The sequence below is a fragment of the Pseudonocardia sp. CA-142604 genome (assembly GCF_050948475.1).
Taxonomy (GTDB): domain Bacteria; phylum Actinomycetota; class Actinomycetes; order Mycobacteriales; family Pseudonocardiaceae; genus Pseudonocardia; species Pseudonocardia alaniniphila.
On record NZ_CP192045.1, the window covers coordinates 7,328,471 to 7,354,699 of the forward strand.

Below are 26,229 nucleotides of genomic sequence, written 5' to 3' on the forward strand. Positions count from 1 at the left end.
CATGCCGGACGACACCGCACCCGACCGTCACCTGATCCGCTACGCGGGCCGCGCCGCCTTCAGCCCCGGGATCATCGACCGCGCGGCCGGCAGCTGGGTGTTCACCGAGGACGGGCGTGAGCTGCTCGACTTCACGTCGGGTCAGATGAGCGCGATTCTCGGTCACTCCCATCCGGCGATCGTCGCAACGGTCCGCGAGCAGGTCGGCCGGCTCGACCACCTCTACAGCGGGATGCTGTCCCGTCCGGTTGTCGACCTGGCCCGGCGGCTGGCGGACAGCGTGCCCGCGCCGCTGGACAAGGTGCTGCTGCTGACCACCGGCGCCGAGTCGAACGAGGCCGCGATCCGGATGGCGAAACTGGTCACCGGGAAGCACGAGATCGTGTCGTTCGCCCGGTCCTGGCACGGGATGACCCAGGCCGCAGCGAACGCCACCTATGTCGCAGGCCGCTCCGGTTACGGGCCGGCAGCGCCGGGCAACTTCGCCTTGCCGGTACCGGACCGGTTCCGGCCCGACCTCGTCGACGCCGACGGGAACCTCGACTGGCGCCGTCAGCTCGACCTCGGGTTCGACCTGATCGACGCCCAGTCGGTCGGCAGTCTCGCCGCCTGCCTGGTCGAGCCGATTCTGAGCTCCGGCGGTGTCGTCGATCTTCCGCCCGGCTACCTGGCGGCGCTGCGGGACAAGTGCCACGAGCGCGGGATGTTGCTGATCCTCGACGAGGCCCAGACCGGGCTGTGCCGGACCGGCGACTGGTACGCGTTCGAGCGGGACGGCGTGGTCCCCGACATCCTGACGCTGTCCAAGACCCTCGGTGCCGGGCTGCCGCTCGCCGCCGTCCTGACCAGCGCGGAGATCGAGCAGGAGGCCCACGACCGCGGCTACCTGTTCTTCACCACGCACGTCAACGACCCGCTGCCGGCCGCTGTCGGGAACACCGTGCTCGACGTGCTGGTCCGCGACCGGCTCGACGAACGGGCCCACGATCTCGGGAAGATCCTTCAGGACGGGTTGCGCGAGCTGGCCGGGAAGCACCCGGTGATCGGGGACGTGCGCGGGCGGGGTCTGCTGGTCGGGCTGGAGCTGGTGGCCGGGCCGGGCATCGACGACACCGACGCGCTCGGAGCGGCGGTGACCCAGCGGTGCGCCGAGCTCGGCCTGCACATGAACATCGTGCAGCTGCCCGGCATGGGCGGGACGTTCCGGATCGCGCCGCCGCTCACCGCGACCGACGGCGAGATCGGCCGTGGTCTGGAGATCCTCGACGCCGCTCTGACCGACGTGACGAGCTGACCCCGGGCCCGCTCAGGTCGTCAGCACCAACTTCCCGGTGGTGTGCCCGAGCTCGCCTGCCCGATGGGCGTGCGAAGCCCGTTCCAGTGGGAAGGTCTCGGCCACGAGCACACGTAGCCGCCGGTCGTCGACCAGTTCGGCGAGTTCGTCGAGACCGTCGCCGTCGGGTTCCACGAGCATTCCGGTGGCACGCAGGCCCCGATCCCCCGCCGCGGCCACGGCATCCGCCGCCGCCGCTGAGGGCAGGCAGATGAGCCGGCCGTCGGGGTGCAGCACGTCGAGCGAGCGCACGGCCACGTCGCCGCCGAACATGTCCAGGACGAGGTCGACGGGTTCGATCACCTTCTCGAACGCCTCGGTCCGGTAGTCCACGGCCTCGTCGATCCCCAGGTCGTTGAGCAGGTTGTGCTTGCCGACGGAGGCGGTGCCGACCACGTAGGCGCCCCGTGCCTTCGCGATCTGGACGGCCAGGTGTCCGACCCCGCCCGCGGCACCGTGCACGAGGACCCGCTGGCCCGGCTGCACGCCCGCGATGTCCACCAGCGCCTGCCACGCGGTCAGCCCCGCGAGCGGGAGCCCGGCCGCCTCCACCTCCGACAGACCGGCGGGCCGGTGCGCGAAGTGCCGTGAGGGAGCGGTGACGAACTCGGCGTACGCACCGGCTTGGCGTGGGAACCACGGCATCCCGAACACCGAGTCGCCCACCGAGAACCGGGTGACCCCGAGGCCGACCGCGTCGACCGTGCCCGCGACGTCCCAACCGACGGTGAAGGGGGGCGGACCGATCACCGGGGCCATGCCGGCACCTGCGCGCGTCTTCCAGTCCACCGGGTTGACCCCCGCCGCTGCGACGCGAACGCGGATCTCGGTGGGCAGCGGCGTCGGTACCTCCGCCTCACCGACCTCGAGCACCTCGGGTCCGCCGGTCGAGAGCTGCGTGATCACGCGCATCGTTCCCACGGTCGATGCCTACCATCAGGACCGCGACGGCACCTGGCGGGGCACGAAATCTGCGGCGACCGGTAGGTATACCCGCTACGGTTCGCCAGTGGCCACCCTTCCCGACAGCGCTCGCGCCCTGATCGAGTCCGGGCGGCTCGCCCACTGCGCCACCGTCAACGCCGATGGCAGCCCTCACCTGAGCGCAGTGTGGATCGGGCTCGACGGCGACGAGATCGTGATGGCACACCTTCCCGAGCACCGCAAGGTTCGCAACCTACGACGCGACCCCCGCGTCGTCCTGTCGCTGGACTCCGAGGAGCGCAACGCGATGGGGATGCAACACAACCTGGTGATTCACGGCACGGCCACCGTCACGGAGGGTGGGGCGCCTGAGCTGCTGCAACGGCTCGTCAAGGTCTACGCCGGGCCGGACGCCGAGTTCCCGCTGCCACCCGACCCGCCACCCGGCTTCGTGGTGCGGATCGCCGTGGAGCGGGTGAGTGGCGTGGGCCCCTGGACCCAGCGCTGAGCAGGACGAGCAACCAGCTCCAGAGCTCGTTCAGGTGACGGCACGGGCGCGCGGCTCGCCGCGGCGGGCAGTGGCCGGCACGCCACCGATCGCCCAGTCCTCGGGGCGCACCGAGATGATCCGGCCCTGCACCATCCGCCGGTCGGCACCGAGCACGTCGACGATGATGTCGGTGACGGCACCGAGCAGCCGGTGGCGCCGCTCGGTGGACCGGCCCTCCAGGAGCGTGGCCGTGAAGTACGGGGCAGAACGTCCCGAGGCGGGACTACCCGCGGTGGCCCAGTGCTCGGGCCGGTGCAGCGTGACGTAGGCACGCACCTGGTCCAGGGGCGTATCCAGCAGCTCCGCACAGCGGAGGCTCATCGCCGTGAGCACCTCGGCGTGCTGTGCGGGGGTGTGCATCCCCTCGACGAGATGGACTTCGAGGATCGGCATGGCGCTCACCGTAGGGGGCCGCCGATGCGGTACAAGATCGACCCCGGTCAGGCGGGCTGCTGGTCCACGACGGCCGGCTGGCTGCGCTCCCACGCGAGGAACCGCTCGGTCTCGACGAGAACGGCGCCGCCGAGCCACGCCGCGACGATGACGTCGTCGCCGATGCCCAGCAGGGCCAGGAACGCCTCGGGGACGAGGTCGATCGGCGAGACCAGGTAGGCCAGCGCGAGCAGCAGGAGCCCGAGCCGGCCGCGGGTCAGGTCGGGGTAACGCCCCGAGACGGCACCACGCAGCATCCGGGGCACCGAGCGCAGCCGATCGCCGAACCCGGGGGCGCCCGGCCTGAGTCCGCTGACCAGTACACGCCCGAGGGCTGTGAACGCCGCGATCCGGCGAGGTCCGATGGTGGGCACGTCCGTATCAACGATCAGGACACCGAGAACGTTCCGGGCGGGTGGAGTGCCCCATTCGGGGCAGCCGCCTCACAAGGACCGATCCGGGCGAGGTCTATCGTCTGCACCTCCACAGATCGCTTTCGGGGAAGTGACGATGGGTCTCGTTCCGCGTGCCACGATGTTGGCCGCCACGCTGGTCGCCTGCGCCTTCGCGGCGGGGTGCGGCGGGTCCGTCGCCGATGCCGACGGCCGCGAGCCGACCCGTGCGGCGCCGCCGGCCTCGAGCCCGTTCTGCGTCGCCGCCCAGCAGAACGTTGCCGCGGTGCGGCCGCTGTCGGCCCTGATCACCCGCGGCGGCGGCAGTCCCGAGGAGCTGACGAACACCATCGACGGGGTGCGGCGCGCCGGTGCCGCGATGCTGAACTCCGCGCCCGACGAGATCCACGACGACGTCCAGCTCACCGTGGACTCGATGGGTCTGCAGCTCGATGCGCTACTGGCCAACGGCGGCAACGGGGCGGCCGTGGCCCGCGACCCGCAGCTCAACGCCCGGCTCTCGGCGCCGGAGATCGCCGCCGCGCGCGAACGCGTTCAGGCCTACGTGAACGAGAACTGCGGCGCGCTTCCGGGCACCGGTCGCTAACGGCCGATGGAGCGGCGGGAACGCCCGGCCTTCACGGCCGAGTACGTGACCATGCCGACCACCACCACAGCGCCGATCACGAGCGCGGTGCCGAGGAACTCGAACACCGCTCCCAGCACCGCGAGGGCCAGCCAGATGACCACCACGATGCCCAGAATCTTCAGCAGCATGTGATCCGACCTCCTCGGTCCCCACCCGGTCGCGCGACTGCTCGAACGGCCGGCTCCGTGTTCCTATCAGCCCCGATCCCGGGCCGGGCCCCCCGAGCGGGTGACGCACCTCGTTACCCCCGGCGTAATCGACCGGCCACGCGTCATGCCCGATCGTCGACATCGATACATCGGGCAGCCGTGAAGGGAAACGACATGCCGCACATCGAGGCCGCGGACGGCACCAGGCTCTACTACTACGACGGCGGTGGCACGGGCCCGGTGGCTGTGTTCGTCCACGCCTGGTCGCTGAGCTCGACCATGTGGGAGTACCAGGTCGCGGCCTTCCGCGAGGCGGGATACCGCTGCATCACGCTCGACCGGCGCGGCCACGGCCGCTCGGACGTCCCGGGCACGGGATTCGACCTCGACACCCTCGCAGGCGACCTGGCCGGGCTGCTCGATCGGCTGGACCTGCGCCGGGTCGTGCTCATCGCGCACAGCCTCGGGACTCTGGAGCTGACGCGCTACCTCACCCGGTACGGCACCGGCCGGGTGGACCGCGCGGCGTACGTCGGCGGGATGGCGCCCGGCCGCGTGCCCCCGGAGCGTCTGGAGGCGATCGTGGCGGCGCTGCGCGCCGACCGCCCGAAGTGGTTCCACGACGGGGCACCGGCGTACTTCGCCACGAGCGGCACCGGCGCGTGGCTCTCGCCCGCGCTGGTGGACGACGCGGTCCGGTCGATCCTGGTCACCCCGCTCGAGGTGCAGACAGCCAGTCTGCAGCCGATGGCCGAAGACCTGCAGGCGGAGCTGCGCTCGATCGACATCCCCACGCTGGTGGTGCACGGCGACGCCGACGCGTCGGCGGCGATCGACGTCACCGGGCGGCCGACCGCCGCGTTGCTCCCGTACAGCAGGCTGGAGGTCTACCCCGGTGCGCCGCACGGGCTGTACGTCACGGAGAAGGACCGGCTGAACAAGGAGCTGCTCGCCTTCGCGGCGGCCCATTAGCATGTGACCCACATCACACGCGATAGCTCTTCGCCGTATCGCGATATATCGTGATGGCACACGAGCTACTCGCTGCTATCAGGGCAGGAGGCTCGCACCGTTCGAGGAGACGACGAGATGAACGCGATGAACCCCGCGTGGAACCTTCCCTTGCCCGGCTTCGGAGGCGCAGGCCTGCGAGGCAACCCCTTCGGCCGCGGACACGGGCACGGGCACCCGATGCCGCCGGCCGGGCCGATGGTCGCAGCGATGGGCGCCCCGCGGCCGTTCGACGGCCCGGACGACGACGGCGACCACGGGCACCACGGAAGGCGCGGCCACGGGCGGCGTGAACGCCGTGGCCGACCCCCCTTCGGTCCGGGTTTCGGCCCGGGCATGCCTCTCCGCGGCGGCTTTCCGGGCCACCACGGAAGGCGCGGCAGGCGGACGGCCCGCGGCGACATCCGTGCCGCCGTGCTGGCCCTGGTCGCGGAGCAGCCACGACACGGCTACGAGATCATCCAGGAGATCAGCGAGCGCACGGGCGGAGCCTGGCGCCCGAGCCCGGGATCGGTCTACCCCACCCTGTCCCAGCTGGAGGACGAGCGCCTGGTCCGCGTGGAGCAGGCCGAGGGTCGCCGGGTCGTCCACCTCACCGAGGAGGGCACCCGGTACGTCGAGGAGCACCGCGACGAACTGGACGCGGTCTGGGCGTCGGTCGGCGGCGACGACGGCGACGACAACGGGGCGGCTGAGCTGTGGGAGCAGCTCGGCCAGCTCCATGCCGCAGCCCAGCAGGTGATGGCCGCCGGCAACCCGGAGCAGATCGCAGCAGCCACCACGGCACTGACCGAGGCACGCAGGACGATCTACCGGCTGCTCGCCGAATAATCAGGGGGACGTGCGCGGCTACGAGCCCGAGGGCTCGTAGCCGCGCACGGTCATGTTCACCGCAGGATCAGCAGTCCCGCAGCTCCGGACTCTGGTTGAGGACCTGGCCGCGCGGGCTGATGAACTCCCGGTACGCCGCGCCGTCGACGTCCGCGGGGGCGAACGCCGCTACGCGGTGGCAGTTCTGGAACGCGAACACCACGCCGAAGTGCCGCTCGAGCGCACCCCGGATCGCATTGCTGGCCAGCGCTCGCAGGAGCTGACCGCGCTCCCCCTCCGAAGGCGGGGGCACCTCGTGCTCGCCGAACCGGGCGTCGGGTCGCGCGGCCCGGTCCTCGGCGGCCGCGGTGACCACCTCCCAGGCATAGGGCAGCGAGTCCCGGACGACGGCGACGAACTGCGCGTCGTCGAGCTCGCCGCGTTCTGCTGCGGTCAGGACGTGGGTGGGGACGTCGAGGGACACGGAACCTCCTGGATGCAGACGGATCGGTCGGTCACACACTTGCGGCCCGGACCGCGGCCGGTCCGGGGACGAACTCCGGGTCGACCTGTGCGGCGAGGTCGGCACCGACCGCACGGTTGGCCCAGGCCGCTGCGTTGCGCAGATGGAACTCGACGGTGCCCCGGTGGTAGGCCGCCCAGTCGCGACGCTGGTCGTCCAGCGTGGAGAGCATGGTGTCGAGCACCGCGAGGTTGGCCGGCTCGAGGGCGGCGATCGGGGCGGGCTCACCGCGCTCGGCCGCCCGCACCCACGCCGACTGGCCGAACCATCCGAGCAGGGCCTCGCCCGCGTGCTCACGCAGGTAGGCGACGTCATCCGCGTCGGCCACCTTGTTGCCGACCACCCGCAGCGCCACGCCGTGACCGGCGGCGTGCTCGGCGTACTGCCGGTAGACCCCGATACCGCGCTTGGTCGGCTCGCTCACCAGCACCGTCAGGTCGAAGCGGGTGAAGAGGCCGGACGCGAAGGCGTCGGCGCCCGCCGTCATGTCGACCACCACGTACTCACCCGGGCCGTCGACGAGGTGGTTGAGGTAGAGCTCCACCGCGCCCGTCTTCGAGTGGTAGCAGGAGACGCCCACGTCGGCCTCGTCGAACTCGCCGGTGACGAGGTAGCGCACGCCGCCCGCGACGGCCGAGTACCGCTGGAGCAGCTCACCGTCCGTCGCGAGGTCGAGCAGCCGCGACCCCGGGCCTGGCGGGGTCGTCTTGATCATCACGTCGGCGGAGGGGATGCGCGGGTTGGTGCCGCGCAGGTGGTCCTTGAGCCACACCAGGTCGGCGCCGAGCGCGCGGGGCGGCGGCCCGTCGTCGCCGAGAGCCGCGCCCAGATGCTGGTTGATGTCGGCGTCGATCGCGACGACCGGACGGCCGAGCTCGGCCAGGTACCGGCTGAACACCGCCGCCGACGTCGTCTTCCCACTACCGCCCTTGCCGACGAACGCGATCCGCACCCTGCCTCCCAAGATCGACTTTACGATACTCGGGAATGATAAGCATTATCACTAACGGGTGACGGGCCCGGGTCCGGCGTGTGCGGCGGGGGTCGGAGCGGTGGTCAGCGGGCGCGGCGGCGCGCGGCCAGCAGCTCACGCAGCGGAGGCACCACGACGCCCTCGACCGCCAGCTTGCGGCGAGCGCGACGGCGGGCCCCCAGCACACCGACGAGCGCGAGGCTCCAGATCACGTACTGCACCATCCAGGCGCCCCGGAACGCGTCGGGGCTGTACCCACCGTCCGGACCGATCTGCCCGAGCACCACACCCACCGCGAGCGACACGACCAGCGACGCGAAGAACCCGCCGACGTTGACGATGCCGACCGCCGCGCCCTGGCGGTGTCCGGGATTGAAGGTGCGGGCGTAGTCGAAGCCCACCATCGACGCCGGGCCGCCCAGCGCCAGCACGCACACGAGCAGCACCAGCAGCCATCGCGGAGCCGGCGGCGGCACCGCCAGCACGACCGTCCACATCACCGCGGTCGTCCCGATCACCGCGAGCACGAGCCACGACCGCCGCAGCGGGTGCCGAGCGGTGAACTCGCCGAACAACGGCCCCGCGACGATGCCGACGCCGACGAGCAGCGCGAGCATGGCGCTCGCCGCGGCGGACGAGAGCCCCTGGCCCACCACCAGGTACGGCACGCCCCAGAGCAGCGCGAACACCGTGCCCGAGAACTGCGTGCCCATGTGGGTCCACAGCCCGAGCCGGGTGCCCGGCTCCCGCCACGACGAGACGAGCCCGTCGACCACCTCACGGGGAGAGGCCGCCGGTGGCGGCGCGGGAGCACCCGGTGGCCGGTTGCGCACCACCGCCAGCGCCGCGAGCGCGACGGCCACTCCGAGCCCGGCAGCCGACGCGAACGCTGCGGTCCAGCCCGAGCCGTGCAGCAGCAGGGCGAGCGGTACGGCGCTCAGCACCTGCCCGAGCTGGCCGATCAAGCCGGTGAGCTGGGTCATCAGCGGCACTCGCCGCGCGGGGAACCAGGCTGTGACCACGGAGAGCACGCTGATGAACGTCAGCGCGTCGCCCGCGCCGACAAGCACGCGCGCGAGGATCGCCAGCGGCAGGTCGGTGGCGAGCGCGAGCATCAGTTGACCGGCGGCCATCGTGAACGCCCCGGCCACGACGAGCCGCCGGGCGCCGAACCGGTCGAGCAGCACACCGACGGGTATCTGCAGGCTGGCGTAGACGAGCAACTGCAGCACCACGAACCCGGACAGCGCCTCCGGACCTGCGGTGAAGCGGGCAGCCGCGTCGAGTCCGGCCACGCCGAAGGAGGTGCGATGCATGACGCCGACGAGATACGCGGCCAGACCGACAGCCCAGACCACCCAGACGCGATGATGCAGTTTCATTTCCTCCTCATGGTGCGGGCAGGGATGCCCGAACGGGATGCTGTGCGGGGAAGTTCACGTTGCACGGGGGAGACTTGCTCGCCGGGGAACCCCGGACCGTGCGACGTTGCAACGGGCGGGGTGGGACCCCGTCGAGGAACCGGAGGTGTGCGGTGCTGGACCCGGCTGAGCTCTACGAGGTGGCGGCTGACGCGCCCGAGGTCGACGAGCCCGTGCTACTCGTGGCGCTCGAGGGATTCGTCGACGCGGGGAACGCGGCGCAGCTGGCCGTCGACGCGATCCTGGCGGACCGTGAGGCACGGACGGTGGCGCGTTTCGACATCGACCAGCTCGTGGACTACCGATCGAGGCGGCCTCCGCTGCGCTTCGAGTCCGACCACTGGGCCGCCTACGAACGGCCGCAGCTCGACGTCGTCGCCCTGAAGGACACGGGCGACACCGACTACCTGCTGCTCACGGGGCCCGAGCCGGATGTGCAGTGGGAGCGGTTCTGCGCCGCCGTCGAGCAGATCGTGCGCCGGTTCGGCGTCCGCCTGGTGATCAACCTCACGGCGATCCCGATGGCCGTGCCGCACACCCGTCCGATCGGCGTCACCGTCCACGGCACGCGGCCCGAGCTCACCGAGGGACACGAGGCGTGGTTCGCCACGGCGCAGGTCCCGGGCAGCGCGGTGGGGCTGATGGAGTTCCGCCTCGGTGAGGCCGGGCTCGACGCGATGGGTTTCGCCGTCCACGTTCCGCACTACCTGGCGCGCGCGGAGTACCCGCAGGCTGCCCGGGTGCTGCTCGACCACGTCGGGATCGCCGCGGGGCTCTATCTGCCCACCGAAGGGCTGTCCAAGGCCGCTGAGCTCGCCGAGGCCGAGATCGCCGAGCAGGTGGCGGGCTCCGACGAGGTGCGCCAGGTCGTCCAGGCGCTCGAGCGGCAGTACGACACGGTGTCCACCGGCCGCGGCGACCGCTCGAGCCTCGGCCTCTCGGGCGAGCTGCCCAGCGCCGACGAGCTCGCCGCCGAGGTGGAGCGGTTCCTGGCAGGCCACGACGACAAGGACAGCGACGGGGGCGGCGACAGCGGGGAGGGCGGCGAGGGACGCGGAGGCGCCCAGCCCAGCTGAACCGCCCTGTGGACAACTCCTCGGCAGCGCGCCGCGCAGGCCCGTCGCCGTCGGTGGCGACGGTCACGGTTGCCCGGTCGGAGTCGACCGACCGAGGAGGAACCGATGTGCTGGAAGTGCGACGACCCTGCCCTCACGCCCGAGGAGTACCTGGCACGCATGGCCCGGCTGGTCCGGAAGCACTGCTGGGTGGTGCAGGGGGTGCGCGGCGAGCGCGGCAGGCCTCCGTGGTCGTACACCGTGGGTCTCACGTCCCACCAGCGCCCGGAGCTCGTCACCACCGGACTGCCTGCGGCCCGGGCCGCGGCGCTGCTCGACGGCGTCGCGGCGCACCTGGTGCACGCCACCGCGCCTCCGCCCGGTGAGCAGGTGCGGCTCGTCAGCGGGCCGCTCGTCGAGTTCGTCGAGGTCGACCACCCCGAGATCCACCTGGCCATGGCCCAGGCCCTCTACGGCCCCGCGGTGCGCGCGCTGCAGGTGGTGTGGGCCGACGACCGCGACCACTGGCCGTGGGACGAGGGCTTCCGTTCACGCCAGGGCGGCCAGCCCGTGCTGGGCAGGCGGGCGAGATGAGGGTCGTGCACCGGGGCGGCTCAGGCGGTCAGGTCGAGCCCCGCACTCACGATGGTGCCCGCGTCCAGGCCGTGGTGGCGGTAGACGTCGTCGAGGTCGCCGGACTGCCCGAACCGCGACACCCCCAGGTGGGCGGCCCGCACCTGGTTGATCCCCGCCAGGAAGGCCAGCGTGTGGGGATGCCCGTCCAGCACGGTCACCAGCGGCGTCGCGCGGCGGGCCGGGAACGCGGCGTCGAGAATCCAGGCCTCCGCGTCCCCGCGTCCGCCGCGTGCCTGCTGCGCGTCGAACAGCAGCCCGGCGCTCGTCACGCAGACCACGTCGGTCGGCGTCCCCAGCCCTTCCAGCCGCTCGGCCGCGGCCAGTGCCTCCGGCACCACGGCGCCCATCGCGGCGATGGTCAACGCGGGAGCCACGGCCCGGCCGTCCTGCGTCGCCCGGCGCAGCGGGTACGCACCGGCCACCACCTGGCGACGGCGGCGCTCCCTGGCGGCGGGGTCGGTGGGCACCGCGGCGAGCGTCTGGTCCACCGGACGGGTGGAGAGGCGCAGGTAGGCGGACGTCCCGTCGGGGCGGCCGAGCCGGGCCAGCGAGGCCAGCAGCGTCCACTCCACGTCGATGGCGAAGGCGGGGTCGTAGCTGATGCAGCCGGGCTGCTCCAGCCCCACCGACGGCGTGCTGATCGACTGGTGTGCCCCGCCCTCCGGCGCGAGCGACACCCCCGACGGCGTACCGACGAGGATCGACTGGCCGCCCGCGTAGATCCCGAACGACCACGGTTCGAGTGCACGCTCCACGAACGGGTCGTAGAGCACGCCGATCGGCAGCAGCGGCTCACCCCAGCGGCTCCAGGTGGCGCCCAGCTCCCCCAGCAACCCCACGAGGTTCGTCTCGGCGATACCCAGCTCCAGGTGCTGACCGGTCGGCCGCTCGCGCCAGTGCAGGATCGTCTCGGGATCGTCGGCGAACCAGTCCACCCGCTCGCGGGCCGACCACACCCCCACCTTGTTCACCCAGCCGCCGAGGTTCGTCGACGAGCTGACGTCCGGGCAGAGGGTCACCACCCGCCGGGCGGCGTCCGGAGCCGAGCGGGTGAGGTCGAGCAGCGCGCGGCCCAGCGCCGCCTGCGTCGTGGCGGTGCCCGACGGCGTGCGGCCGATGTCGGCCGGGATCCGGGTCACGGCGCCCCGCACCACCGGTTCCCTGCGCAGCCGCGCGCCCACCGAGGAGCAGAGCCGGGCAGCGGCACTCCCGGCCGGGAACCGCGCCCACGGATCGTCCACGGAGGCTCCGACGGCCCCGCCCAGCTGCTCCATCTGCTCGGTCGTGAGCAGCGAGGAATGGTTCTGGGGGTGCCCCTCGCTCGCGAGCCCGTAGCCCTTCACGGTGTAGGCGAAGATCACCGTGGGGCGCGAGTCGTCGATCTCCGCGAAGGCGTCCCCGAGCGCGGCGAGGTCGTGGCCGCCGAGGTTGCGGATGGCGGCGTGCAGCGTCGCGTCGTCGAGCTCGGCCACGAGCCCGGCCAGCTCCGCATCGTCGCCGGGCAGTCGCTCGCGCAGCTGGGCGGGGGTGCAGCGCAGCAGGCGCTGGTACTCCGGGTTCGGCATCTCGTCGATCCGGCGCCGCAGGGCAGGGCCGCCGGGCCGGGTGAAGAGCTTCTCGAGCAGCCGCCCGTACTTCACGGTGAGCACCTGCCAGCCGGCGGCGTCGAACATGCCCTGCAGCCGGGGGGTGCCGATGTTGGGCACCACGCGGTCGAGCGACTGCCGGTTGAGGTCGACGATCCACACCACCTCACCCAGCTCGGCCACCATCGGGTCGAGGATCGCCTCCCAGCAGGCGCCCTCGTCGAGCTCGGCGTCCCCCACCAGGGAGTACTGGCGGCCCGTCCCCGGGTCGGCCCCGAGGGAGGTGACGTACCGGCGGGCGAGCGCTCCCCAGATCGGGGCGGTCGCACCGATGCCGACCGAACCGGTGGAGTAGTCCACGGGGTCGGGGTCCTTGGAGCGGCTCGGGTAGCTCTGCAGTCCGCCGTACTCGCGCAGGGTGGTCAGGTAGCGCTCGTCGAGCTCCCCGAGCAGGTAGTTGATCGCGTGCAGCACCGGAGATGCGTGCGGCTTCACCGACACCCGGTCGCCGCTGCGCAGGTGCTCGAACCAGAGCGCCGTCATGATCGTCACCATCGACGCACTCGACGCCTGGTGTCCGCCCACCTTCAGCCCACTCGGATTCGGGCGCACGCGGTTGGCGTGGTGCACGATCGCGGTGGCGAGCCAGAGCACGCGCTGCTCGATCTCGCGCAGCACCTCCGACGGATCGGCCCCGGACGCACCCCCGGCGACGCCCGTCCGGTCCTCAATGCTCGTCATCACGCCCTCCTGACCAAAGTTGCCGCTCAACTGCACCATCACCACGATGACTGCACAACTGATGGCGGTTTGGTTGAGCAGAATGCTCAAGCACGAACGATCAGCGAGGGAAAGGAGCGGGCAGAATGCGCAACGCGGAGGGCGTCGACGCCACCGACGCCCGGCTGCTGCTCGCGCTCACCGAGAGCCCACGGGCGTCGGTGCTCGCGCTGGCGGAGCGGCTCGGGCTATCCCGCAACACGGTGCAGGCCCGGCTGTCGGGGCTCGAGGCGCGGGGCGCGGTCAGGTCGTTCGAGCGCCGGATCGACCCAGCCGCGCTCGGCTACCCGCTCACCGCCTTCGTCACGGTCCAGGTCGTGCAGCGCCGGCTCGACGAGGTGGCCGCAGCGCTCTCCGAGGTGCCGGAAGTGGTGGAGGTGCTCGGACTCTCCGGACCGACCGACCTGCTGGTGCAGGTCGTCGCCCGCGACGCCGACGACCTGTACCGCATCGCCGGTCAGTTACTCGCCACGGAGGGGGTCGAGCGCACCAACACCTCCCTCGTGATGCGCACGCTCGTGGAACACCGCCTCTCCCCCCTGCTGCAGCGTGTCGCCGAGCAGCAGCGCTCCGGGCAATCGGGGCCGCAGTGAGGTAATTCCGCGGCGAGCCTCAACCTGCTCGACCTGGCACTGCGCACGCGGCGGTGATGGGTGACGATCACGCCATGAGCAGATCCAAACGCGACCTGGCACCCGAGATCGTCGAGATGCTGCACCGTGCCAACCCCGCGGTGATCGGCACCGTGCGCAGCGACGGGGCACCGGTCACCGTGGCCACCTGGTACCTCTACCGCGACGGAGAGCTCCTGGTGAACATGGACGCGCAGCGCCGTCGCCTCGACCACATCCGCCGCGACCCCCGCGTGTCGATCACGGTGCTCGACGGCGACAACTGGGGCAGCCACGTCAGCCTGCAGGGCAGGCTGACCCTGCACGACGATCCCGATCTGCGCGACATCGACGAGATCGCCCAGCACTACATCGGCAAGCCGTACCCGCAGCGGGACCGGCCCCGCGTCACCGGCGTGCTCGAGATCGAGACCTGGCACGGCTGGGGCCGCTTCGCCTGACCCACAGGTTTCACGTTCCCGCCTTTCACACAACGAGAAGGTTGCGGTAGCCCGCACTCAAGTTGACGGCGCCACCTCGGGGACGCAATGTGACCCATCCGCGAACGTCGCCCGTTCATCCGCTTCATCCGCACGTGAGGGGGAGGCTCCGCCCAGCGGGGCCGCAGACCATGACCGTTTCGGAGACACCCAGGAGTAGCGAGACGCCCGGGGGCAGCGATCCCACCCCGCCGGCTGCGGCCTCCCCCGGAGGTTCGGCAGAGCAACGCCAGCCGGTGGACTGGTGGGTCTTCGGTGTGGCCGCGGCGCTCGTCGTCGCATTCATCGTCTGGGGCACGCTGTCCACCCACACGCTGAGCGCGGTCGCCGCCGCGGTGCTCGCCGGCGTCATGAACGCGGGCGGATGGGCGTTCGTACTGGCCGCGAGCGGCTTCGTGGTGTTCGCGCTGTGGCTGGCGGTCAGCCGGTACGGCAAGATCCCGCTGGGCCGCGACGGCGAGAAACCCGAGTTCCGCACCGTCTCGTGGGTCGCGATGATGTTCAGCGCCGGAATGGGCATCGGCCTGATGTTCTACGGCGTCAGCGAGCCGCTCGCCCACTTCACGAGCCCGCCGCCGGGCACCGTGCCTGCGGACTCGGCCGAGGCGCTGGACGTGGCGATGGCCACCACGCTCTTCCACTGGACGCTGCACCCGTGGGCGATCTACGCGGTGGTCGGTCTCGCGATTGCGTACAGCACGTTCCGCAAGGGTCGCCGCCAGCTGATCAGCTCGGCCTTCGCGCCTCTCCTGGGCGAGCGGCGCAGCGAGGGCACGTTCGGCAGGGCGATCGACATCCTCGCGATCTTCGCCACGCTCTTCGGCTCCGCGGCGTCCCTCGGGCTCGGCACGCTGCAACTCGGTGGTGGGCTGCAGGCCTACGGGCTGCCGCCGCTGGGCGACTTGCTGCTGGTGGCGATCATCGCGGTGCTGACCATCGCGTTCATCTGCTCGGCCGTCACCGGGGTCGCCAAGGGCATCCAGTGGCTCTCGAACATCAACATGGTGCTCGCCGCGGTGCTGGCGATCGTCGTGTTCGTCGCCGGGCCGACCATCCTGATCCTCAACCTGATCCCGACGGCCATCGGCGACTACCTCGGCAACCTCTCGCAGATGGCCGCCCGCACCGCCGCCACGGGTGGCGACGCCACTGCCGAATGGCTGGCGGGCTGGACGGTCTTCTACTGGGCCTGGTGGATCTCCTGGACCCCCTTCGTCGGCATGTTCATCGCCCGGATCAGCCGCGGTCGCACGATCAAGCAGTTCATCACGGGCGTCATCCTCATCCCGAGCCTCGTGAGCCTGCTCTGGTTCGCGATCTTCGGCGGCGCGGCGATCAACCTGCAGCGCAGCGGCACCGACCTCGCCTCCCAGCCCACCGAGGCCCAGCTGTTCGGGCTGCTCGACACGCTGCCGCTCGGCAACGTGCTCAGCATCATCGCGATGGTGCTGATCGCGATCTTCTTCGTGTCCGGTGCCGACGCCGCAGCAGTGGTGATGGGCACCCTCTCGCAGCGCGGCTCGATCGCCCCGGCCCGCTGGGTGGTGGTGTTCTGGGGCGTCGTGATGGGTGCGATCGCGATCATCATGCTGCTCGTGGGCGACGAGGGCGAGGCGCTCACCGGCATCCAGAACATCACGATCATCATGGCCGCGCCGTTCGCGGTGGTGATGGTGGTGCTGTGCGTCGCGCTGGCGAAGGACCTGCGCCACGACCCGCTCATGCTGCGCGACCGGCGCTCCGTGGCCGTCGTCGAGCAGGCGGTCGACTACGGCACGAAGCACTACCGTGACGGGTTCGTGGTCTCGGTGAAGCCGCACCCGGGGATGCACGGGTCGGTCGAGGACGCGGGCGGCAGCAACGGGGCGGCCGGCGACGCCACCCCACCCGAGCGCACCTGACCAGTGGAGCGGCCGCGGGCCGGAGGTGGTCCCGCGGCCGCGCGCTCAGGATGTCTCGAGCACGACCTTGCCGGTGACCTTGCGCTCGTCGAGCCGGGCCAAGGCGTCCGCCGCCTGCACCAACGGGAAGGTCTCGGAGATCACGGGATCGAGGGCGCCCGATCGCAGGTGCGGCTCCAGCGCGGCCCACTGCTCGGCGAGGTAACCGGGCCGGGCGAGCGCGTAGGCACCCCAGCCGACGCCGACGACGTCGATGTTGTTGAGCAGCAGCCGGTTCACGCGCACCGTCGGGATCTCGCCCGCGGTGAAGCCGATGACGAGCAGCCTGCCCGCCGGCGCGAGGCAGCGCAGCGAGTCGGTGAAGCGGTCGCCACCGACCGGGTCGACCACGAGGTCGACGCCCGCACCCGCGGTGAGGCTCTTCACGGCGTCGCGGAACCCGTCGGCGAGCACCGTCTCGTGGGCACCGGCGGCGCGGGCCACCTCGGCCTTCTCCGCGGTGGAGACCACCGCCACCACCCGGGCGCCCAGTGCCGCCGCGAGCTGGATGCACGCCGTGCCGACCCCACCGGCCGCCCCGTGCACGAGCACTGTCTGGCCGGCTTGCAGGTGGCCGCGCACGAGCAGCGCGAAGTGTGCGGTCAGGTAGTTCATCGGCAGGCACGCGCCCGCGGCGAAGGACACCTCGTCGGGCAGGGGCAGGACGTGGTCGGCGCCCACCGCCACCACCTCGGCGAAGGCGCCGGTGTCGCTGAACGCGACGACCCGCTGCCCCGGCGTCAGCGGCGACCCGTCGGGGGCCTCCCGCACGACGCCGGCCACCTCCGACCCCAGGACGAACGGGAGGTCGGACTTGTACTGGTAGAGGCCCTTGCTCCGCAGCACGTCGGGAAAGTTCACGCCGGCGGCACGTACCTCGATCAGCACCTCGTCGGCTCGTCGCTGAGGCTCCGGGACGTCCCGCACCTCGACCGCCGCCGGGCCGTCCAACCGCACCACCTGCACCGAACGCACGTTGCTACCTCTCCGTAGGGGTCACCTGCCCCCATCCTCACCCATGCAGGTGACGCAGCCGCTCACCTGCCCTGCCGACCAGTGCGTCGCCGTGCCCGAAGCACGCGATGTCGACGTCCAGGGCGGCCAGCCGGCGCATCGACGCTGCGGCGCGGTCGCGGTCGAGGTTGAACGGGCCGAGCATCAGCTCTCCGCCGTGCTCCGCGATCACGTCGCCGGTGAACAGGACCCGATCGGCCAGCTGCAGGGCGATGCTGCCGTCGGTGTGGCCGGGCACGTGCAGCACCCGGGCGCCCGCACCGATGTCGAGGTCCTCGCCGCCGTGCAGCTCGACGTCGACGCGGGCAGGCGGGGCGGGTGGCAGGCCGTGCGCGACACGGGCGTGCAGCTCGCGCTCGGCCTCGCTGAAGTCGGGGGGTGGCCCTGGTCGCTCCCCGCGGATGATCGGCGCGTCAGCACCGTGGGCGAGCACGGTGACGCCGGGCCATGATCCGATCTCGGCAGCGGAGCCGGTGTGGTCGTCGTGGAAGTGGGTGAGCACCACTCGTCGCAGCGTGCCGAGACCGTGGACCGCGGCGGCGATGGCCGGTGCGGAACCGGCGGGTCCCGTGTCGATCAACGTCAGGTCGTCGCCGTCCTGCCACAGGTAGGCCTGGCCCACCGAGAAGCGCAGCAGGTGTAGTCGGGGCGCCAGCTCCAGGAGGTCCATGGGGCGACCGTAGGACCGCTGACGGCGTCGCCTCGTCCGGTTTCGCCCTCGGAGGATCAGCTCAGGGAGTAACCGTCAGGCCGGCACGCCGTCGTCGTAGCGCACGACCCGCGGCACATGGGTCAGCTCGTCCACGAGCACGCCGAGCCACCCGTCAACCCGCTCCTGGACACGATCGAGGGTGTCGAGCTCGCAGGCCAGGTCGAGCGCACGGTCCACGCCGCAATCGCCGCCGTCGAGGGCCTGGCTCAGCTCGTGGCGCACCCGGGCCGCGCGGGCCCGGCAGCCGTCCGAGGTCTGCACGTGGGCGAGCAGACGGGCCCGCTGCTCCGAAGTGATGTTGTCCGGAACGGACGCGACGAGCTGCTGCAGTCGGTGCGGATGCACGAGTACCCCCTCAGGTGACAGCCATCACCTCGACGGTACCGGCGCGCGGCTCCGAGGCGGTACCCCGCTACGGTGCTGATCATGTCGCGGTCGCCGTGGGCAGACACCGGCCTGTTCCTGCGCGAGTTCGTCCGTCACCCCCTCAACACCGCGGCTGTCGCCCCCAGCTCCGCGGCGCTCGCCGCCGCGATGACGGCGCCACTGGCCACCACCGGCGACCCCGTGGTGGTGGAGCTCGGCCCGGGCACCGGCGCGTTCACCCGCGCCATCCAGGAACGCACCGGCGGGCGGGTCCGGCACATCGCCGTGGAGCTCAACCCGGGTTGGGCACAGCTGCTCAGGCAGCGCCATCCCGAGGTCGACGTGGTGCTCGGCGACGCCCGTGAGCTGCCCGCGCTGCTCGCCGACCGGGGGATCACGGCCGTCGACGGCGTGGTGAGCGGGCTGCCGTGGGTGGCCTACTCCCCCGGCCCGGACGGGCGCGGCCTGCACGCCGTGATCACCGATGCGCTCGCGCCGGGCGGCGTCTTCACCCAGTTCGCCTACACCTGGACGCGCTGGGCACCTCCCGCCCGGCAGCAGCTCGCCGACCTGCGAGCGCACTTCGGCGAGGTGACGATCACTCCGGCGGTGTGGAGGAACCTGCCACCCGCCGTGGTCTACGTGGCACGGAAACCGCTGCGCCGCCACGGCGACTGAATCTCCGGCAGACACACCGGCTCAGAGGTAGGGCTCCACCAGCTCGACGTAGCGGCGCGCGAGGGTGGCGAGCACCTGGTCCCCCGGCGCGGCCCAGACGTCGGCGTGGAAGATCTCCACCTCGACGTCGCCCGTGTAGCCCGATGCCGCGACCGCCTTCGTGAAGGCGGGGAAGTCGACGTGGCCGTCGCCCATCATCCCGCGAGCGAGCAGCGTGTCGGCCGGGAGCGGGGTGATCCAGTCGCAGATCTGGTAGCTCAGGATCCGTTCGCCCGCCGCGGCGATCCGGGCGTGCACACCCGGCTCCCACCAGAGGTGGAAGGTGTCGGCGACCACGCCGACCTCGTGCGGGGCGAACGCCTCGGCGATCTCCAGTGCCTGCGCCAAGGTGGAGACGACCCCGCGGTCGGCGGCGTAGATCGGGTTCATCGGCTCGATGCCGAGGGTGACTCCCCGTTGCACGGCGTGCGGCACCAGCGCCGCGATCGACTCGGCCGCGCGCGCTCTGGCGCCGGTGAGGTCCTTGTCGCCCGCCGGCAGGCCACCGGGGACGAGCACCAGCACCCGGGTGCCGAGCGCCGCGGCCTCGTCGATGGCACGCAGGTTGTCCTCGTGGGCCGTGGCGCGCGCGGCAGGGTCGGACGCGGTGAAGAACCCGCCGCGGCACAGCGACGAGACGCGCAGGCCCGCGTCGTCCACCCAGCGGCGGGCCGTGTCGACACCGACCTCGGCCACCGGCTCCCGCCAAAGCCCGATCGCAGGCAGGCCTGCTGCCACTGCGCCGTCGATCGCCTCGCGCAAGCTCCAGTGCGCGGTGGTGCGCTGGTTGAGCGACAGCCGTGCGAGGCGTGGGTCCCCCGGCTCGGGCGTGCCGATACGGGCGGGCGCGCCGCTGGGGACGTCGAGCACGGCCGTCACCGCGTCGCCCCGGCCACCGCGAGCAGCCCGCGGAACTTCTCGGCGGCGCGTTCGGGGTCTGGGACCAGCCGCGCGTCGTTGGCCAGCGCAAACGCCTCCGCGAGGTGCACGATCGACCGCGCCGACTGCAGGCCACCCACCATCGTGAACCCGGGCTGGTGGCCGCAGAGCCAGGCCAGGAAGGCGATGCCGGTCTTGTAGTAGAAGGTCGGCGCCGCGAACACGTGCCGCGACAGCGCGAGAGTGGGGGCCAGCTCTGCGTCGTAACGGTGGACGTCGCCGTCGTCGAGTGCCGCCAGTGCGGCCGACGCCGCCGGGGCGATGGCGGAGAACGCGCCCAGCAGCGCGTCCGAATGGTGGGTGCCGTCGCCGCGGATCAGCTCCGGGTAGTTGAAGTCGTCGCCGGTGTAGAGGCGCACGCCCGCCGGGAGCGCGGCGCGCAACCCGATCTCGTGCTCTGCCGAGAGCAGCGACACCTTCACGCCGTCGACCTTCGCCGCGTGCGATTCGACGAGCTGCAGGAACGTCGCCGTCGCCGTCGGGATGTCGGTGGAGCCCCAATAGCCGCGCAGCTGCGGGTCGAAGGCCTCGCCGAGCCAGTGCAGGATCACCGGCTCCCTGACCTGGCGCAGCAGCTCGTCGTAGACGCGCAGGTAGTCGTCCGGACCGGACGCGAGCGCGGCCAACTGACGCGAGGCCATCAGGATCACCTGGGCGCCGGTTCCCTCGACGAACTCGACCTGCTCGCCGTACGCGGCGATGACGTCGTCGATCGAGGTGAGGTCGGTGCGGTGGTCGGTGCCTGCTCCGGCCGCGATCCGGGCGCCGTCGGCCCTCGCCTGCTCGGCGCTGCGGCGCACCAACTCCTGGACGGCCACCCAGTCGAGGCCCATGTTGCGCTGCGCGGTGTCCATCGCCTCGGCGACGCCGAGGCCGTAGGAGAAGAGGTGGCGGCGGAACGCGAGCGTGGCGTCCCAGTCGACCGCGGCGGGAGCACCGGGGACGTTCTCGCCCCACGGGTCGGCGGCGACGTGAGCGGCGGCGAAGGCCACCCGGCTGCGGTAGGGCCCGGGGTGCTGGGCCCACTGCCGGGGTTCGGCGAGCTCGACGGTGCGCCAGCCGCCCCCGGCGACCGGTAGGTCGATCCGCCGGCCGGTGCGCGAGACGACCTGCGTCATGCCGACGCTCCCGGCAGCTCCACGCGTACGCCCTCGGCCGAGGACTTCAGCGCCGCGGCCACCAGCCGCAGACCGCGCACTCCACTCATGAAGTCGTAGGGATGGGGCCGTCCCGCGTCGGCGTCGAGGAGGAAGCGCTCCCATTGGGCGCGGAAGCCGTTGGTGAACTCCTGGTTGTCGGGCACCTCCTCCCACTGAGCGCGGAAGTCCTGGTCGGTCGGCACGTCGGGGTTCCACACCGGCTTGGGCGTGCGCACCCGGGGCTGGATGCGGCACCCGAAGAGGCCTGCCACCGCGGAGCCGTGCGTGCCGTCCACCTGGAACTCGACGAGCTCCTTGCGGTCCACCCGCACCGCCCACGACGAGTTGATCTGGGCGATGACGCCGCCTGCCAGCTCGAAGATCCCGTAGGCAGCGTCGTCGGCGGTGGCCTCGTAGCGGTTGCCCTGCTCGTCGAAGCGGTGCGGGATGTGCGTGACGGACCTGGTCATCACGGCCTCGACGCCGCCGAACAGGTGCTCGAGCACGTAGCTCCAGTGGCAGTACATGTCGAGCGTGATGCCGCCGCCGTCCTCGGCGCGGTAGTTCCAGCTCGGCCGCTGCGCGGGCAGCATGTCGCCCTCGAACACCCAGTAGCCGAACTCCCCGCGCACCGACAGGATCCGGCCGAAGAACCCGGAGTCGATCAGCCGCTTCAGTTTGATCAGGCCGGGCAGATAGATCTTGTCGTGCACGACCCCGTCGACGATCCCGGCGGCGCGGGCCGCCTCGACGAGCTCCATGCCCTCGTCCACCGACTCGGCGAGCGGCTTCTCCGTGAAAACGTGTTTGCCCGCGGCGATCGCCCGCAGGATCGCCTTCTTGTGCTCGCTCGTGACCTGGGAGTCGAAGTAGATCGACGCCCCCTCCTCGGCGAGGGCGGCGTCGAGATCGGTGTGAAAGAGGTCGATGTCGTGGCGGCGGGCGATGTCGGCCAGCTTGTCGCGGCTGCGACCCACGAGCACCGGCTCGATCTGGAGGCGGGTGCCGTCGGGACGCAGCACCCCGCCGTCGTCACGGATCGCGAGCACGGAGCGGACGAGGTGCTGGCGGTAGCCCATCCGCCCGGTCACGCCGTTCATGACGATGCGGACGGTGGGTCCTGACATGGGCTCTACCTGCTCTCTCCGGGCTTCGGCGGTGAATGGCCCGGCGTCGGATGACGCGCATGTAAGCGCTTTCCGAGGATAGGGTGCACGGCGACGGAGCGGCAAGACCGGCGCGGCTAGCACCCCGCGAGACAACGTTGGCGGCGCCCCGGGTGTAGTCCGTTCGGTGGCAACTGACAGGGTGGGCGGAGTGCGTCTCGTCTTCCGCTCCGACGATCATGAGGAGTACTCGGCCGTCCGCGACCGCCTGCGCCTGCACATCGTCGCCTGGGCCCGCCGACGTGGCATCGAGGTGGAACCGTCACTCGTCGCCGCGGCGCTCGACCACAAGCACAGCGTCGACGGCCGACTCGGCCACTGGACACGCGAGCACGTCGCCGACGCGCTGGCCGTGTGGTTCCCGCGCACGGTCGCGCTGCTCGAGGACGATCGCGACGCCGTCCCCACCGCGCTGCACGCCCTGATCGGCTTCCTCGCCGACCACGACTGGCTCGACTCCCGCTCCGCCGCGCCCGCCGAGCTGCACGCGCAGGTCTCCGACTCGACGCCGGCCCTGCACGACGCCCTCGACGACGAGCGCAACCACGACCTCGGCACGTTCTGGGCGGTGCAGATGCTGCGCCACGGCGTCGCGACGGCCGACCCCGCTGCCGTCGCCCGGTTCCTGTCGCAGGTGCACGCCGGGGAGCTGGAGATCAACCGGGACGCGCTCGACGAGATCCGGCGCCGCCAGGAGAACGAGACCACCGAACCCGCGCGGCCCGAGCTGGCGCCCGTGCTCCTGCCCAGCGCCGCGCAGATGCTGGCGGCCGCCGACTCCAGCGTCGCGGTCTCCCGGCTGCGGGCCTTCACGCGGTGGGTGCGCGCCGGGCGCGCGGTCACGCGGGAGGGCAGGCTCCTGCTCTCCGACGCCCGCGCCGTGGCCGACGCCCTCGACCTCGACCATTTCAGCCGCGATCACGCCCGTACAAGCGACGACCTCCCGGAGATCAGCCTCCTGCTGCACTGGGCCAGGCAGGCGCGGCTCGTGCGTGTGGTGCGCGGACGGCTGCTGCAGGTCAAGAGCGCGGCTCCGCTCCTCAGCCGGCCGATCGAGCTGTGGCGGCGGGCGTTCGAGGCCGTGGGCGGCATCGGCGAGCACTTCGGCGGCAGCAACGTGTTCGGCGCGCCGTCGCTGTTCGGGATGAGCCTCGGGGAGGCCTTCCCGATCCTGCTGTTCCAGCTCTACTCCGCAGGCGGGGACCCGATCCCGGTGGAGCTGTTCCACCGCGTCGTGCGCGACACCGTCAACGAGCGGATGGGATGCGTCGTCGACGACCTCGCCGGCGACGTCGAGCACCGGCTGTGGCGCCGCGACGTCACGGCCCTGCTCGACGCGCTGGAGCTGCTCGGCGCCGTGCACCTGTCCGAGAGCCTCGACGGTGAGAACCAGGACGAGCTGATCGAGCTCGCCGGGCGTGACGACCCGGACCCCACGCTGGTCTCGCTGACGCCGATCGGACTCTGGGCCGTGCAGGAGATGCTCACCGACCAGGGAGTGCACGCGCCGCTCGCGGGCGAGATGGCCGACGAGGACATCGAGTACGTCTGCGTGCGTTGCACGGGCCTGCGCCCCGAGGTCGTCGACGCCGAGCTGACGGCCTGGGTGCGCGCCCGCAGCGGACGGGCCGCAGCGCAGGAGATCATGCGCTACCTCCAGCGGGTGGAGGAGCCGGCGCACCGGGAGCTCGCCCTGTTCGCGCTCTCCCGCGCCGGTGTGCCCGGCCGCGAGGCGGTGCGGTGGCGCGGGCGTCCGGCGGCCGCGCTGCGAGCGCCCGCCACCGGGGCCCAGCCGCGTGTCGAGTGCGACGCGCGAGCACGTCGCCCCTGACCGGTCATCCGTTCGGGTGGCCGCGAAACCGCCCTGTCACATCGGTATCGCGCTGTGCGAGTAGGAATCGGGCGGCTGTCGCCGCCCGTCCGCACGGAGGAGAACAGCGGCGATGTGCGACCCCTACTCGAGCTGGTCCGGAGCACCCAAGCACTGGATCGTCATCCCGGAACAGCGGCAGGAGTCGCCGGAGCTCGCGTCGGACGCCCACCCTGAAGCGCCGCGGCATTCCGGTCGGCGGGGAGAGCTCGCGACATTCGCGATGGCCGCCATCCTGCTCGCCCTCGGCGCCGCGGACAGCTCGGCCACCGACGTCGACGCGCCGCCCACGCCGGCACCGGCCCCCTGACCCCGCCCTCGGGCCTGCGATCACGCCTTCAGCGCGGTTTCCACCACCTGCCGCGCCTCGTCCTGGATCCGGGCGAGGTGCTCGGGCCCGCGGAAGCTCTCGGCGTAGACCTTGTAGACGTCCTCCGTGCCCGACGGGCGCGCCGCGAACCATCCGCCCTCGGTGACGACCTTGAGCCCGCCCAGCGGGGCGCCGTTGCCGGGCGCGGAGGTGAGCCGCTCGGTGATCGGGTCGCCCGCCAGCTCCGTGGCGGTCACGTCCTGCGCCGACAGCTTGCCCAGCTTGGCCTTCGACTCCGGATCGGTCGCGACGTCGATACGGGCGTAGGCGGGCTCGCCGAACTTCTCCGTCAGCGCGCGGTAGCGCTCGCTCGGCGTCTCCCCGGTGACGGCGGCGATCTCCGACGCGAGCAGCGCGAGGATGATTCCGTCCTTGTCGGTGGTCCAGACGGACCCGTCGGTGCGCAGGAACGACGCACCGGCGCTCTCCTCGCCCCCGAAGCCGATGGTGCCGTCGATCAGCCCGGGCACGAACCACTTGAACCCGACGGGCGTCTCCACGAGCTTGCGGCCGAGGTCGGCTGCCACCCGGTCGATCATGGACGAGCTCACGGCGGTCTTGCCGACGCCTGCGGCCGGCGACCAGCCCGGACGGTGGCCGTAGAGGTAGCCGATGGCGACGGCGAGGAAGTGGTTGGGGTTCATGAGCCCGTCGGCGGTGACGATGCCGTGGCGGTCGGCGTCGGCGTCGTTGCCGGTGGCGATCCGGAAGTCACCGCGGCGCTCCACGAGGGAGGCCATCGCGTAGGGCGACGAGCAGTCCATCCGGATCTTGCCGTCCCAGTCGAGCGTCATGAAGCCGAACTGCGGGTCCACGGCCGCGTTGACGACGGTGAGATCCAGCCGGTACCGCTCCGCGATCGCGCCCCAGTAGGCCACGCTCGCGCCGCCGAGCGGGTCGGCGCCGATCCGCACGCCCGCTTCACGGATGGCGTCGAGGTTCAGCACGGAGGGCAGGTCGGAGACGTATTCGCCGAGGAAGTCGTATCGCCCCAGCTCCTGGCGATCGATCCGGTTGCGCCGCACCCCGGACAGCTTCCCGGCGAGGAGCTCGTTGGCCCGCGTGGCGATCCAGCTCGTGGCGTCGGTGTCGGCCGGGCCGCCGTCGGGCGGGTTGTACTTGAAGCCACCGTCGGCGGGCGGGTTGTGCGACGGGGTGACGACGACCCCGTCGGCCACCCCGCTCACCCGCGCCCGGTTGTGCGTGAGGATCGCGTGGGAGACGGCGGGCGTCGGCGTGAAGGCGTTGTCTCCGTCTGCGAGCACGTGCACGTCGTTGGCCTGGAACACCTCGATGGCGGTGATCCACGCCGGCTCCGAGAGCGCGTGTGTGTCCCGGCCGATGAACAGCGGGCCCGTCGTGCCGTGGGCCGCCCGGTACTCGCAGATCGCCTGGCTGGTGGCGGCGATGTGATCGTCGTTGAACGTGGTGCGCAGCGAGGAACCGCGGTGCCCGGACGTCCCGAACGACACCCGCTCACCCGGGTCGGAAGGGTCGGGATGACGGTCGTGGTACGCGGCCAGCAATGCGTCGACGTCGACGAGATCGCCTGCCTGGGCGGGGGTTCCGGCGCGGGGATCGATCGACATGAAGGCTCCGTAAGCTGCTGTGGCGGGGGTCGGAATCACCTTGCCATCGCGATCGAGCCGATGCAGGTCAGG

At 72.0% G+C, this 26,229-nt stretch carries 28 protein-coding genes; 13 read left to right on the forward strand and 15 right to left on the reverse strand.

All coding sequences use genetic code 11. From position 1 onward, the window contains the following. The first annotated feature begins 1 nt into the window (after nucleotide 1). Nucleotides 2-1,294 carry an aspartate aminotransferase family protein gene (locus ACQPZQ_RS33210; protein WP_433287410.1) on the forward strand — a complete coding sequence of 431 codons (1,293 nt, stop codon included), beginning with the start codon at nucleotides 2-4 and terminating at the stop codon, nucleotides 1,292-1,294. Nucleotides 1,295-1,306: 12 nt separating this feature from the next. On the opposite strand, the gene ACQPZQ_RS33215 is transcribed toward ACQPZQ_RS33210, so the two are convergent. Then, nucleotides 1,307-2,245, reverse strand: a complete 939-nt coding sequence (locus ACQPZQ_RS33215) for an NADP-dependent oxidoreductase (RefSeq protein WP_433287412.1) — start codon at nucleotides 2,243-2,245, stop codon at nucleotides 1,307-1,309. Nucleotides 2,246-2,342: 97 nt separating this feature from the next. On the opposite strand from ACQPZQ_RS33215, the gene ACQPZQ_RS33220 reads away from it, so the two are divergent. Continuing rightward, nucleotides 2,343-2,765, forward strand: a complete 423-nt coding sequence (locus ACQPZQ_RS33220; protein WP_433287414.1) for a PPOX class F420-dependent oxidoreductase — start codon at nucleotides 2,343-2,345, stop codon at nucleotides 2,763-2,765. Nucleotides 2,766-2,795: 30 nt separating this feature from the next. On the opposite strand, the gene ACQPZQ_RS33225 is transcribed toward ACQPZQ_RS33220, so the two are convergent. Further along, nucleotides 2,796-3,200, reverse strand: coding sequence for a tautomerase family protein (locus ACQPZQ_RS33225; RefSeq protein WP_433287416.1), 405 nt, complete (start codon nucleotides 3,198-3,200; stop codon nucleotides 2,796-2,798). A gap of 47 nt (nucleotides 3,201-3,247) precedes the next feature. Beyond that, the gene (locus tag ACQPZQ_RS33230) at nucleotides 3,248-3,613 is read right to left on the reverse strand and encodes a YkvA family protein (protein ID WP_433287417.1); all 366 of its coding nucleotides are present in this window, start codon (nucleotides 3,611-3,613) and stop codon (nucleotides 3,248-3,250) included. A gap of 136 nt (nucleotides 3,614-3,749) precedes the next feature. On the opposite strand from ACQPZQ_RS33230, the gene ACQPZQ_RS33235 reads away from it, so the two are divergent. Beyond that, complete coding sequence (locus ACQPZQ_RS33235) at nucleotides 3,750-4,238, forward strand: hypothetical protein (RefSeq protein ID WP_433287418.1); 489 nt, start codon at nucleotides 3,750-3,752, stop codon at nucleotides 4,236-4,238. Here the strand turns inward: ACQPZQ_RS33235 and ACQPZQ_RS33240 are convergent. After that, nucleotides 4,235-4,408 carry a hypothetical protein gene (locus tag ACQPZQ_RS33240; RefSeq protein WP_433287420.1) on the reverse strand — a complete coding sequence of 58 codons (174 nt, stop codon included), beginning with the start codon at nucleotides 4,406-4,408 and terminating at the stop codon, nucleotides 4,235-4,237. The two genes, ACQPZQ_RS33235 and ACQPZQ_RS33240, sit on opposite strands and share 4 nt — an antisense overlap. A gap of 195 nt (nucleotides 4,409-4,603) precedes the next feature. Between ACQPZQ_RS33240 and ACQPZQ_RS33245 the strand changes: the two genes are divergently transcribed. Next, on the forward strand, nucleotides 4,604-5,401 hold the full coding sequence (locus ACQPZQ_RS33245) for an alpha/beta fold hydrolase (RefSeq protein ID WP_433287422.1): 798 nt from the start codon (nucleotides 4,604-4,606) through the stop codon (nucleotides 5,399-5,401). Between the two features lie 117 nt (nucleotides 5,402-5,518). Then, nucleotides 5,519-6,271 carry a PadR family transcriptional regulator gene (locus ACQPZQ_RS33250; protein ID WP_433287423.1) on the forward strand — a complete coding sequence of 251 codons (753 nt, stop codon included), beginning with the start codon at nucleotides 5,519-5,521 and terminating at the stop codon, nucleotides 6,269-6,271. A gap of 67 nt (nucleotides 6,272-6,338) precedes the next feature. Here the strand turns inward: ACQPZQ_RS33250 and ACQPZQ_RS33255 are convergent, their stop codons facing one another. The 3 genes from ACQPZQ_RS33255 to ACQPZQ_RS33265 form a co-directional block, all read right to left on the reverse strand. Further along, on the reverse strand, nucleotides 6,339-6,734 hold the full coding sequence (locus ACQPZQ_RS33255; protein ID WP_433287425.1) for an SCO5389 family protein: 396 nt from the start codon (nucleotides 6,732-6,734) through the stop codon (nucleotides 6,339-6,341). 31 nt (nucleotides 6,735-6,765) lie between these two features. After that, nucleotides 6,766-7,725 carry an ATP-binding protein gene (locus tag ACQPZQ_RS33260; protein WP_433287427.1) on the reverse strand — a complete coding sequence of 320 codons (960 nt, stop codon included), beginning with the start codon at nucleotides 7,723-7,725 and terminating at the stop codon, nucleotides 6,766-6,768. Nucleotides 7,726-7,829: 104 nt separating this feature from the next. After that, nucleotides 7,830-9,128, reverse strand: a complete 1,299-nt coding sequence (locus tag ACQPZQ_RS33265) for an MFS transporter (RefSeq protein ID WP_433287429.1) — start codon at nucleotides 9,126-9,128, stop codon at nucleotides 7,830-7,832. Between the two features lie 152 nt (nucleotides 9,129-9,280). On the opposite strand from ACQPZQ_RS33265, the gene ACQPZQ_RS33270 reads away from it, so the two are divergent. Both ACQPZQ_RS33270 and ACQPZQ_RS33275 read left to right on the forward strand, forming a co-directional pair. Then, nucleotides 9,281-10,243 carry a PAC2 family protein gene (locus tag ACQPZQ_RS33270; RefSeq protein ID WP_433287431.1) on the forward strand — a complete coding sequence of 321 codons (963 nt, stop codon included), beginning with the start codon at nucleotides 9,281-9,283 and terminating at the stop codon, nucleotides 10,241-10,243. Nucleotides 10,244-10,348: 105 nt separating this feature from the next. After that, a complete protein-coding gene (locus tag ACQPZQ_RS33275) occupies nucleotides 10,349-10,816 on the forward strand; it encodes a DUF4262 domain-containing protein (protein ID WP_433287433.1) in 468 nt (155 codons plus the stop codon). 20 nt (nucleotides 10,817-10,836) lie between these two features. Here the strand turns inward: ACQPZQ_RS33275 and ACQPZQ_RS33280 are convergent, their stop codons facing one another. Beyond that, on the reverse strand, nucleotides 10,837-13,185 hold the full coding sequence (locus ACQPZQ_RS33280; RefSeq protein WP_433287435.1) for a transketolase-like TK C-terminal-containing protein: 2,349 nt from the start codon (nucleotides 13,183-13,185) through the stop codon (nucleotides 10,837-10,839). A 125-nt stretch (nucleotides 13,186-13,310) separates the two neighbouring features. Here ACQPZQ_RS33280 and ACQPZQ_RS33285 point away from each other — a divergent pair, with 125 nt between their 5' ends. The 3 genes from ACQPZQ_RS33285 (at nucleotide 13,311) to ACQPZQ_RS33295 (ending at nucleotide 16,236) form a co-directional block, all read left to right on the forward strand. Next, nucleotides 13,311-13,817, forward strand: a complete 507-nt coding sequence (locus ACQPZQ_RS33285; RefSeq protein ID WP_433287437.1) for an Lrp/AsnC family transcriptional regulator — start codon at nucleotides 13,311-13,313, stop codon at nucleotides 13,815-13,817. Nucleotides 13,818-13,891: 74 nt separating this feature from the next. Beyond that, the gene (locus ACQPZQ_RS33290; protein WP_433287439.1) at nucleotides 13,892-14,296 is read left to right on the forward strand and encodes a PPOX class F420-dependent oxidoreductase; all 405 of its coding nucleotides are present in this window, start codon (nucleotides 13,892-13,894) and stop codon (nucleotides 14,294-14,296) included. Between the two features lie 170 nt (nucleotides 14,297-14,466). Next, on the forward strand, nucleotides 14,467-16,236 hold the full coding sequence (locus ACQPZQ_RS33295; protein WP_433287441.1) for a BCCT family transporter: 1,770 nt from the start codon (nucleotides 14,467-14,469) through the stop codon (nucleotides 16,234-16,236). 45 nt (nucleotides 16,237-16,281) lie between these two features. Here ACQPZQ_RS33295 and ACQPZQ_RS33300 read toward each other — a convergent pair whose 3' ends face one another. The 3 genes from ACQPZQ_RS33300 to ACQPZQ_RS33310 all read right to left on the reverse strand — a co-directional run bounded on the left by ACQPZQ_RS33300 (nucleotide 16,282) and on the right by ACQPZQ_RS33310 (nucleotide 18,346). Continuing rightward, nucleotides 16,282-17,250, reverse strand: a complete 969-nt coding sequence (locus ACQPZQ_RS33300) for an NADPH:quinone oxidoreductase family protein (RefSeq protein WP_433287443.1) — start codon at nucleotides 17,248-17,250, stop codon at nucleotides 16,282-16,284. Nucleotides 17,251-17,287: 37 nt separating this feature from the next. Continuing rightward, nucleotides 17,288-17,959, reverse strand: coding sequence for an MBL fold metallo-hydrolase (locus tag ACQPZQ_RS33305; RefSeq protein ID WP_433287445.1), 672 nt, complete (start codon nucleotides 17,957-17,959; stop codon nucleotides 17,288-17,290). Nucleotides 17,960-18,034: 75 nt separating this feature from the next. Further along, entirely contained in the window at nucleotides 18,035-18,346 is a 312-nt protein-coding gene (locus ACQPZQ_RS33310) for a hypothetical protein (RefSeq protein ID WP_433287447.1), read from the reverse strand. 81 nt (nucleotides 18,347-18,427) lie between these two features. Between ACQPZQ_RS33310 and ACQPZQ_RS33315 the strand changes: the two genes are divergently transcribed. Further along, the gene (locus tag ACQPZQ_RS33315; RefSeq protein ID WP_433287449.1) at nucleotides 18,428-19,045 is read left to right on the forward strand and encodes a class I SAM-dependent methyltransferase; all 618 of its coding nucleotides are present in this window, start codon (nucleotides 18,428-18,430) and stop codon (nucleotides 19,043-19,045) included. A gap of 21 nt (nucleotides 19,046-19,066) precedes the next feature. Here the strand turns inward: ACQPZQ_RS33315 and ACQPZQ_RS33320 are convergent, their stop codons facing one another. The 3 genes from ACQPZQ_RS33320 to ACQPZQ_RS33330 are packed head-to-tail and all read right to left on the reverse strand — an operon-like array spanning nucleotide 19,067 to nucleotide 22,289. After that, a complete protein-coding gene (locus tag ACQPZQ_RS33320) occupies nucleotides 19,067-19,963 on the reverse strand; it encodes a sugar phosphate isomerase/epimerase family protein (RefSeq protein ID WP_433287451.1) in 897 nt (298 codons plus the stop codon). Continuing rightward, a complete protein-coding gene (locus tag ACQPZQ_RS33325) occupies nucleotides 19,960-21,141 on the reverse strand; it encodes a dihydrodipicolinate synthase family protein (RefSeq protein ID WP_433287453.1) in 1,182 nt (393 codons plus the stop codon). The genes ACQPZQ_RS33320 and ACQPZQ_RS33325 overlap by 4 nt, the downstream gene beginning before the upstream one ends. Continuing rightward, complete coding sequence (locus tag ACQPZQ_RS33330; RefSeq protein WP_433287455.1) at nucleotides 21,138-22,289, reverse strand: Gfo/Idh/MocA family protein; 1,152 nt, start codon at nucleotides 22,287-22,289, stop codon at nucleotides 21,138-21,140. The genes ACQPZQ_RS33325 and ACQPZQ_RS33330 overlap by 4 nt, the downstream gene beginning before the upstream one ends. 166 nt (nucleotides 22,290-22,455) lie before the next feature. On the opposite strand from ACQPZQ_RS33330, the gene ACQPZQ_RS33335 reads away from it, so the two are divergent. Beyond that, the gene (locus ACQPZQ_RS33335) at nucleotides 22,456-24,159 is read left to right on the forward strand and encodes a hypothetical protein (RefSeq protein ID WP_433287457.1); all 1,704 of its coding nucleotides are present in this window, start codon (nucleotides 22,456-22,458) and stop codon (nucleotides 24,157-24,159) included. A gap of 112 nt (nucleotides 24,160-24,271) precedes the next feature. Then, entirely contained in the window at nucleotides 24,272-24,508 is a 237-nt protein-coding gene (locus ACQPZQ_RS33340) for a hypothetical protein (protein WP_433287459.1), read from the forward strand. Nucleotides 24,509-24,528: 20 nt separating this feature from the next. Here ACQPZQ_RS33340 and pgm read toward each other — a convergent pair whose 3' ends face one another. Further along, nucleotides 24,529-26,157 (reverse strand): phosphoglucomutase (alpha-D-glucose-1,6-bisphosphate-dependent), encoded by a 1,629-nt coding sequence (pgm, locus tag ACQPZQ_RS33345; protein WP_433287461.1) that lies wholly within the window; start codon nucleotides 26,155-26,157, stop codon nucleotides 24,529-24,531. Nucleotides 26,158-26,229 lie beyond the last annotated feature (72 nt).

Bases quoted from the DNA above. Each gene is read 5' to 3' on its own strand.
- ACQPZQ_RS33245 (WP_433287422.1), top strand. From the start codon at position 4,604: ATGCCGCACATCGAGGCCGCGGACGGCACCAGGCTCTACTACTACGAC.
- ACQPZQ_RS33315 (WP_433287449.1), top strand. From the start codon at position 18,428: ATGTCGCGGTCGCCGTGGGCAGACACCGGCCTGTTCCTGCGCGAGTTC.
- ACQPZQ_RS33280 (WP_433287435.1), bottom strand. From the start codon at position 13,185: ATGACGAGCATTGAGGACCGGACGGGCGTCGCCGGGGGTGCGTCCGGG.
- ACQPZQ_RS33210 (WP_433287410.1), top strand. From the start codon at position 2: ATGCCGGACGACACCGCACCCGACCGTCACCTGATCCGCTACGCGGGC.
- ACQPZQ_RS33215 (WP_433287412.1), bottom strand. From the start codon at position 2,245: ATGCGCGTGATCACGCAGCTCTCGACCGGCGGACCCGAGGTGCTCGAG.
- ACQPZQ_RS33290 (WP_433287439.1), top strand. From the start codon at position 13,892: ATGAGCAGATCCAAACGCGACCTGGCACCCGAGATCGTCGAGATGCTG.
- ACQPZQ_RS33340 (WP_433287459.1), top strand. From the start codon at position 24,272: ATGTGCGACCCCTACTCGAGCTGGTCCGGAGCACCCAAGCACTGGATC.
- ACQPZQ_RS33250 (WP_433287423.1), top strand. From the start codon at position 5,519: ATGAACGCGATGAACCCCGCGTGGAACCTTCCCTTGCCCGGCTTCGGA.
- ACQPZQ_RS33295 (WP_433287441.1), top strand. From the start codon at position 14,467: ATGACCGTTTCGGAGACACCCAGGAGTAGCGAGACGCCCGGGGGCAGC.
- ACQPZQ_RS33305 (WP_433287445.1), bottom strand. From the start codon at position 17,959: ATGGACCTCCTGGAGCTGGCGCCCCGACTACACCTGCTGCGCTTCTCG.
- ACQPZQ_RS33225 (WP_433287416.1), bottom strand. From the start codon at position 3,200: ATGCCGATCCTCGAAGTCCATCTCGTCGAGGGGATGCACACCCCCGCA.
- ACQPZQ_RS33235 (WP_433287418.1), top strand. From the start codon at position 3,750: ATGGGTCTCGTTCCGCGTGCCACGATGTTGGCCGCCACGCTGGTCGCC.
- ACQPZQ_RS33325 (WP_433287453.1), bottom strand. From the start codon at position 21,141: ATGACGCAGGTCGTCTCGCGCACCGGCCGGCGGATCGACCTACCGGTC.
- ACQPZQ_RS33330 (WP_433287455.1), bottom strand. From the start codon at position 22,289: ATGTCAGGACCCACCGTCCGCATCGTCATGAACGGCGTGACCGGGCGG.
- ACQPZQ_RS33275 (WP_433287433.1), top strand. From the start codon at position 10,349: ATGTGCTGGAAGTGCGACGACCCTGCCCTCACGCCCGAGGAGTACCTG.
- ACQPZQ_RS33265 (WP_433287429.1), bottom strand. From the start codon at position 9,128: ATGAAACTGCATCATCGCGTCTGGGTGGTCTGGGCTGTCGGTCTGGCC.
- ACQPZQ_RS33285 (WP_433287437.1), top strand. From the start codon at position 13,311: ATGCGCAACGCGGAGGGCGTCGACGCCACCGACGCCCGGCTGCTGCTC.
- ACQPZQ_RS33240 (WP_433287420.1), bottom strand. From the start codon at position 4,408: ATGCTGCTGAAGATTCTGGGCATCGTGGTGGTCATCTGGCTGGCCCTC.
- pgm (WP_433287461.1), bottom strand. From the start codon at position 26,157: ATGTCGATCGATCCCCGCGCCGGAACCCCCGCCCAGGCAGGCGATCTC.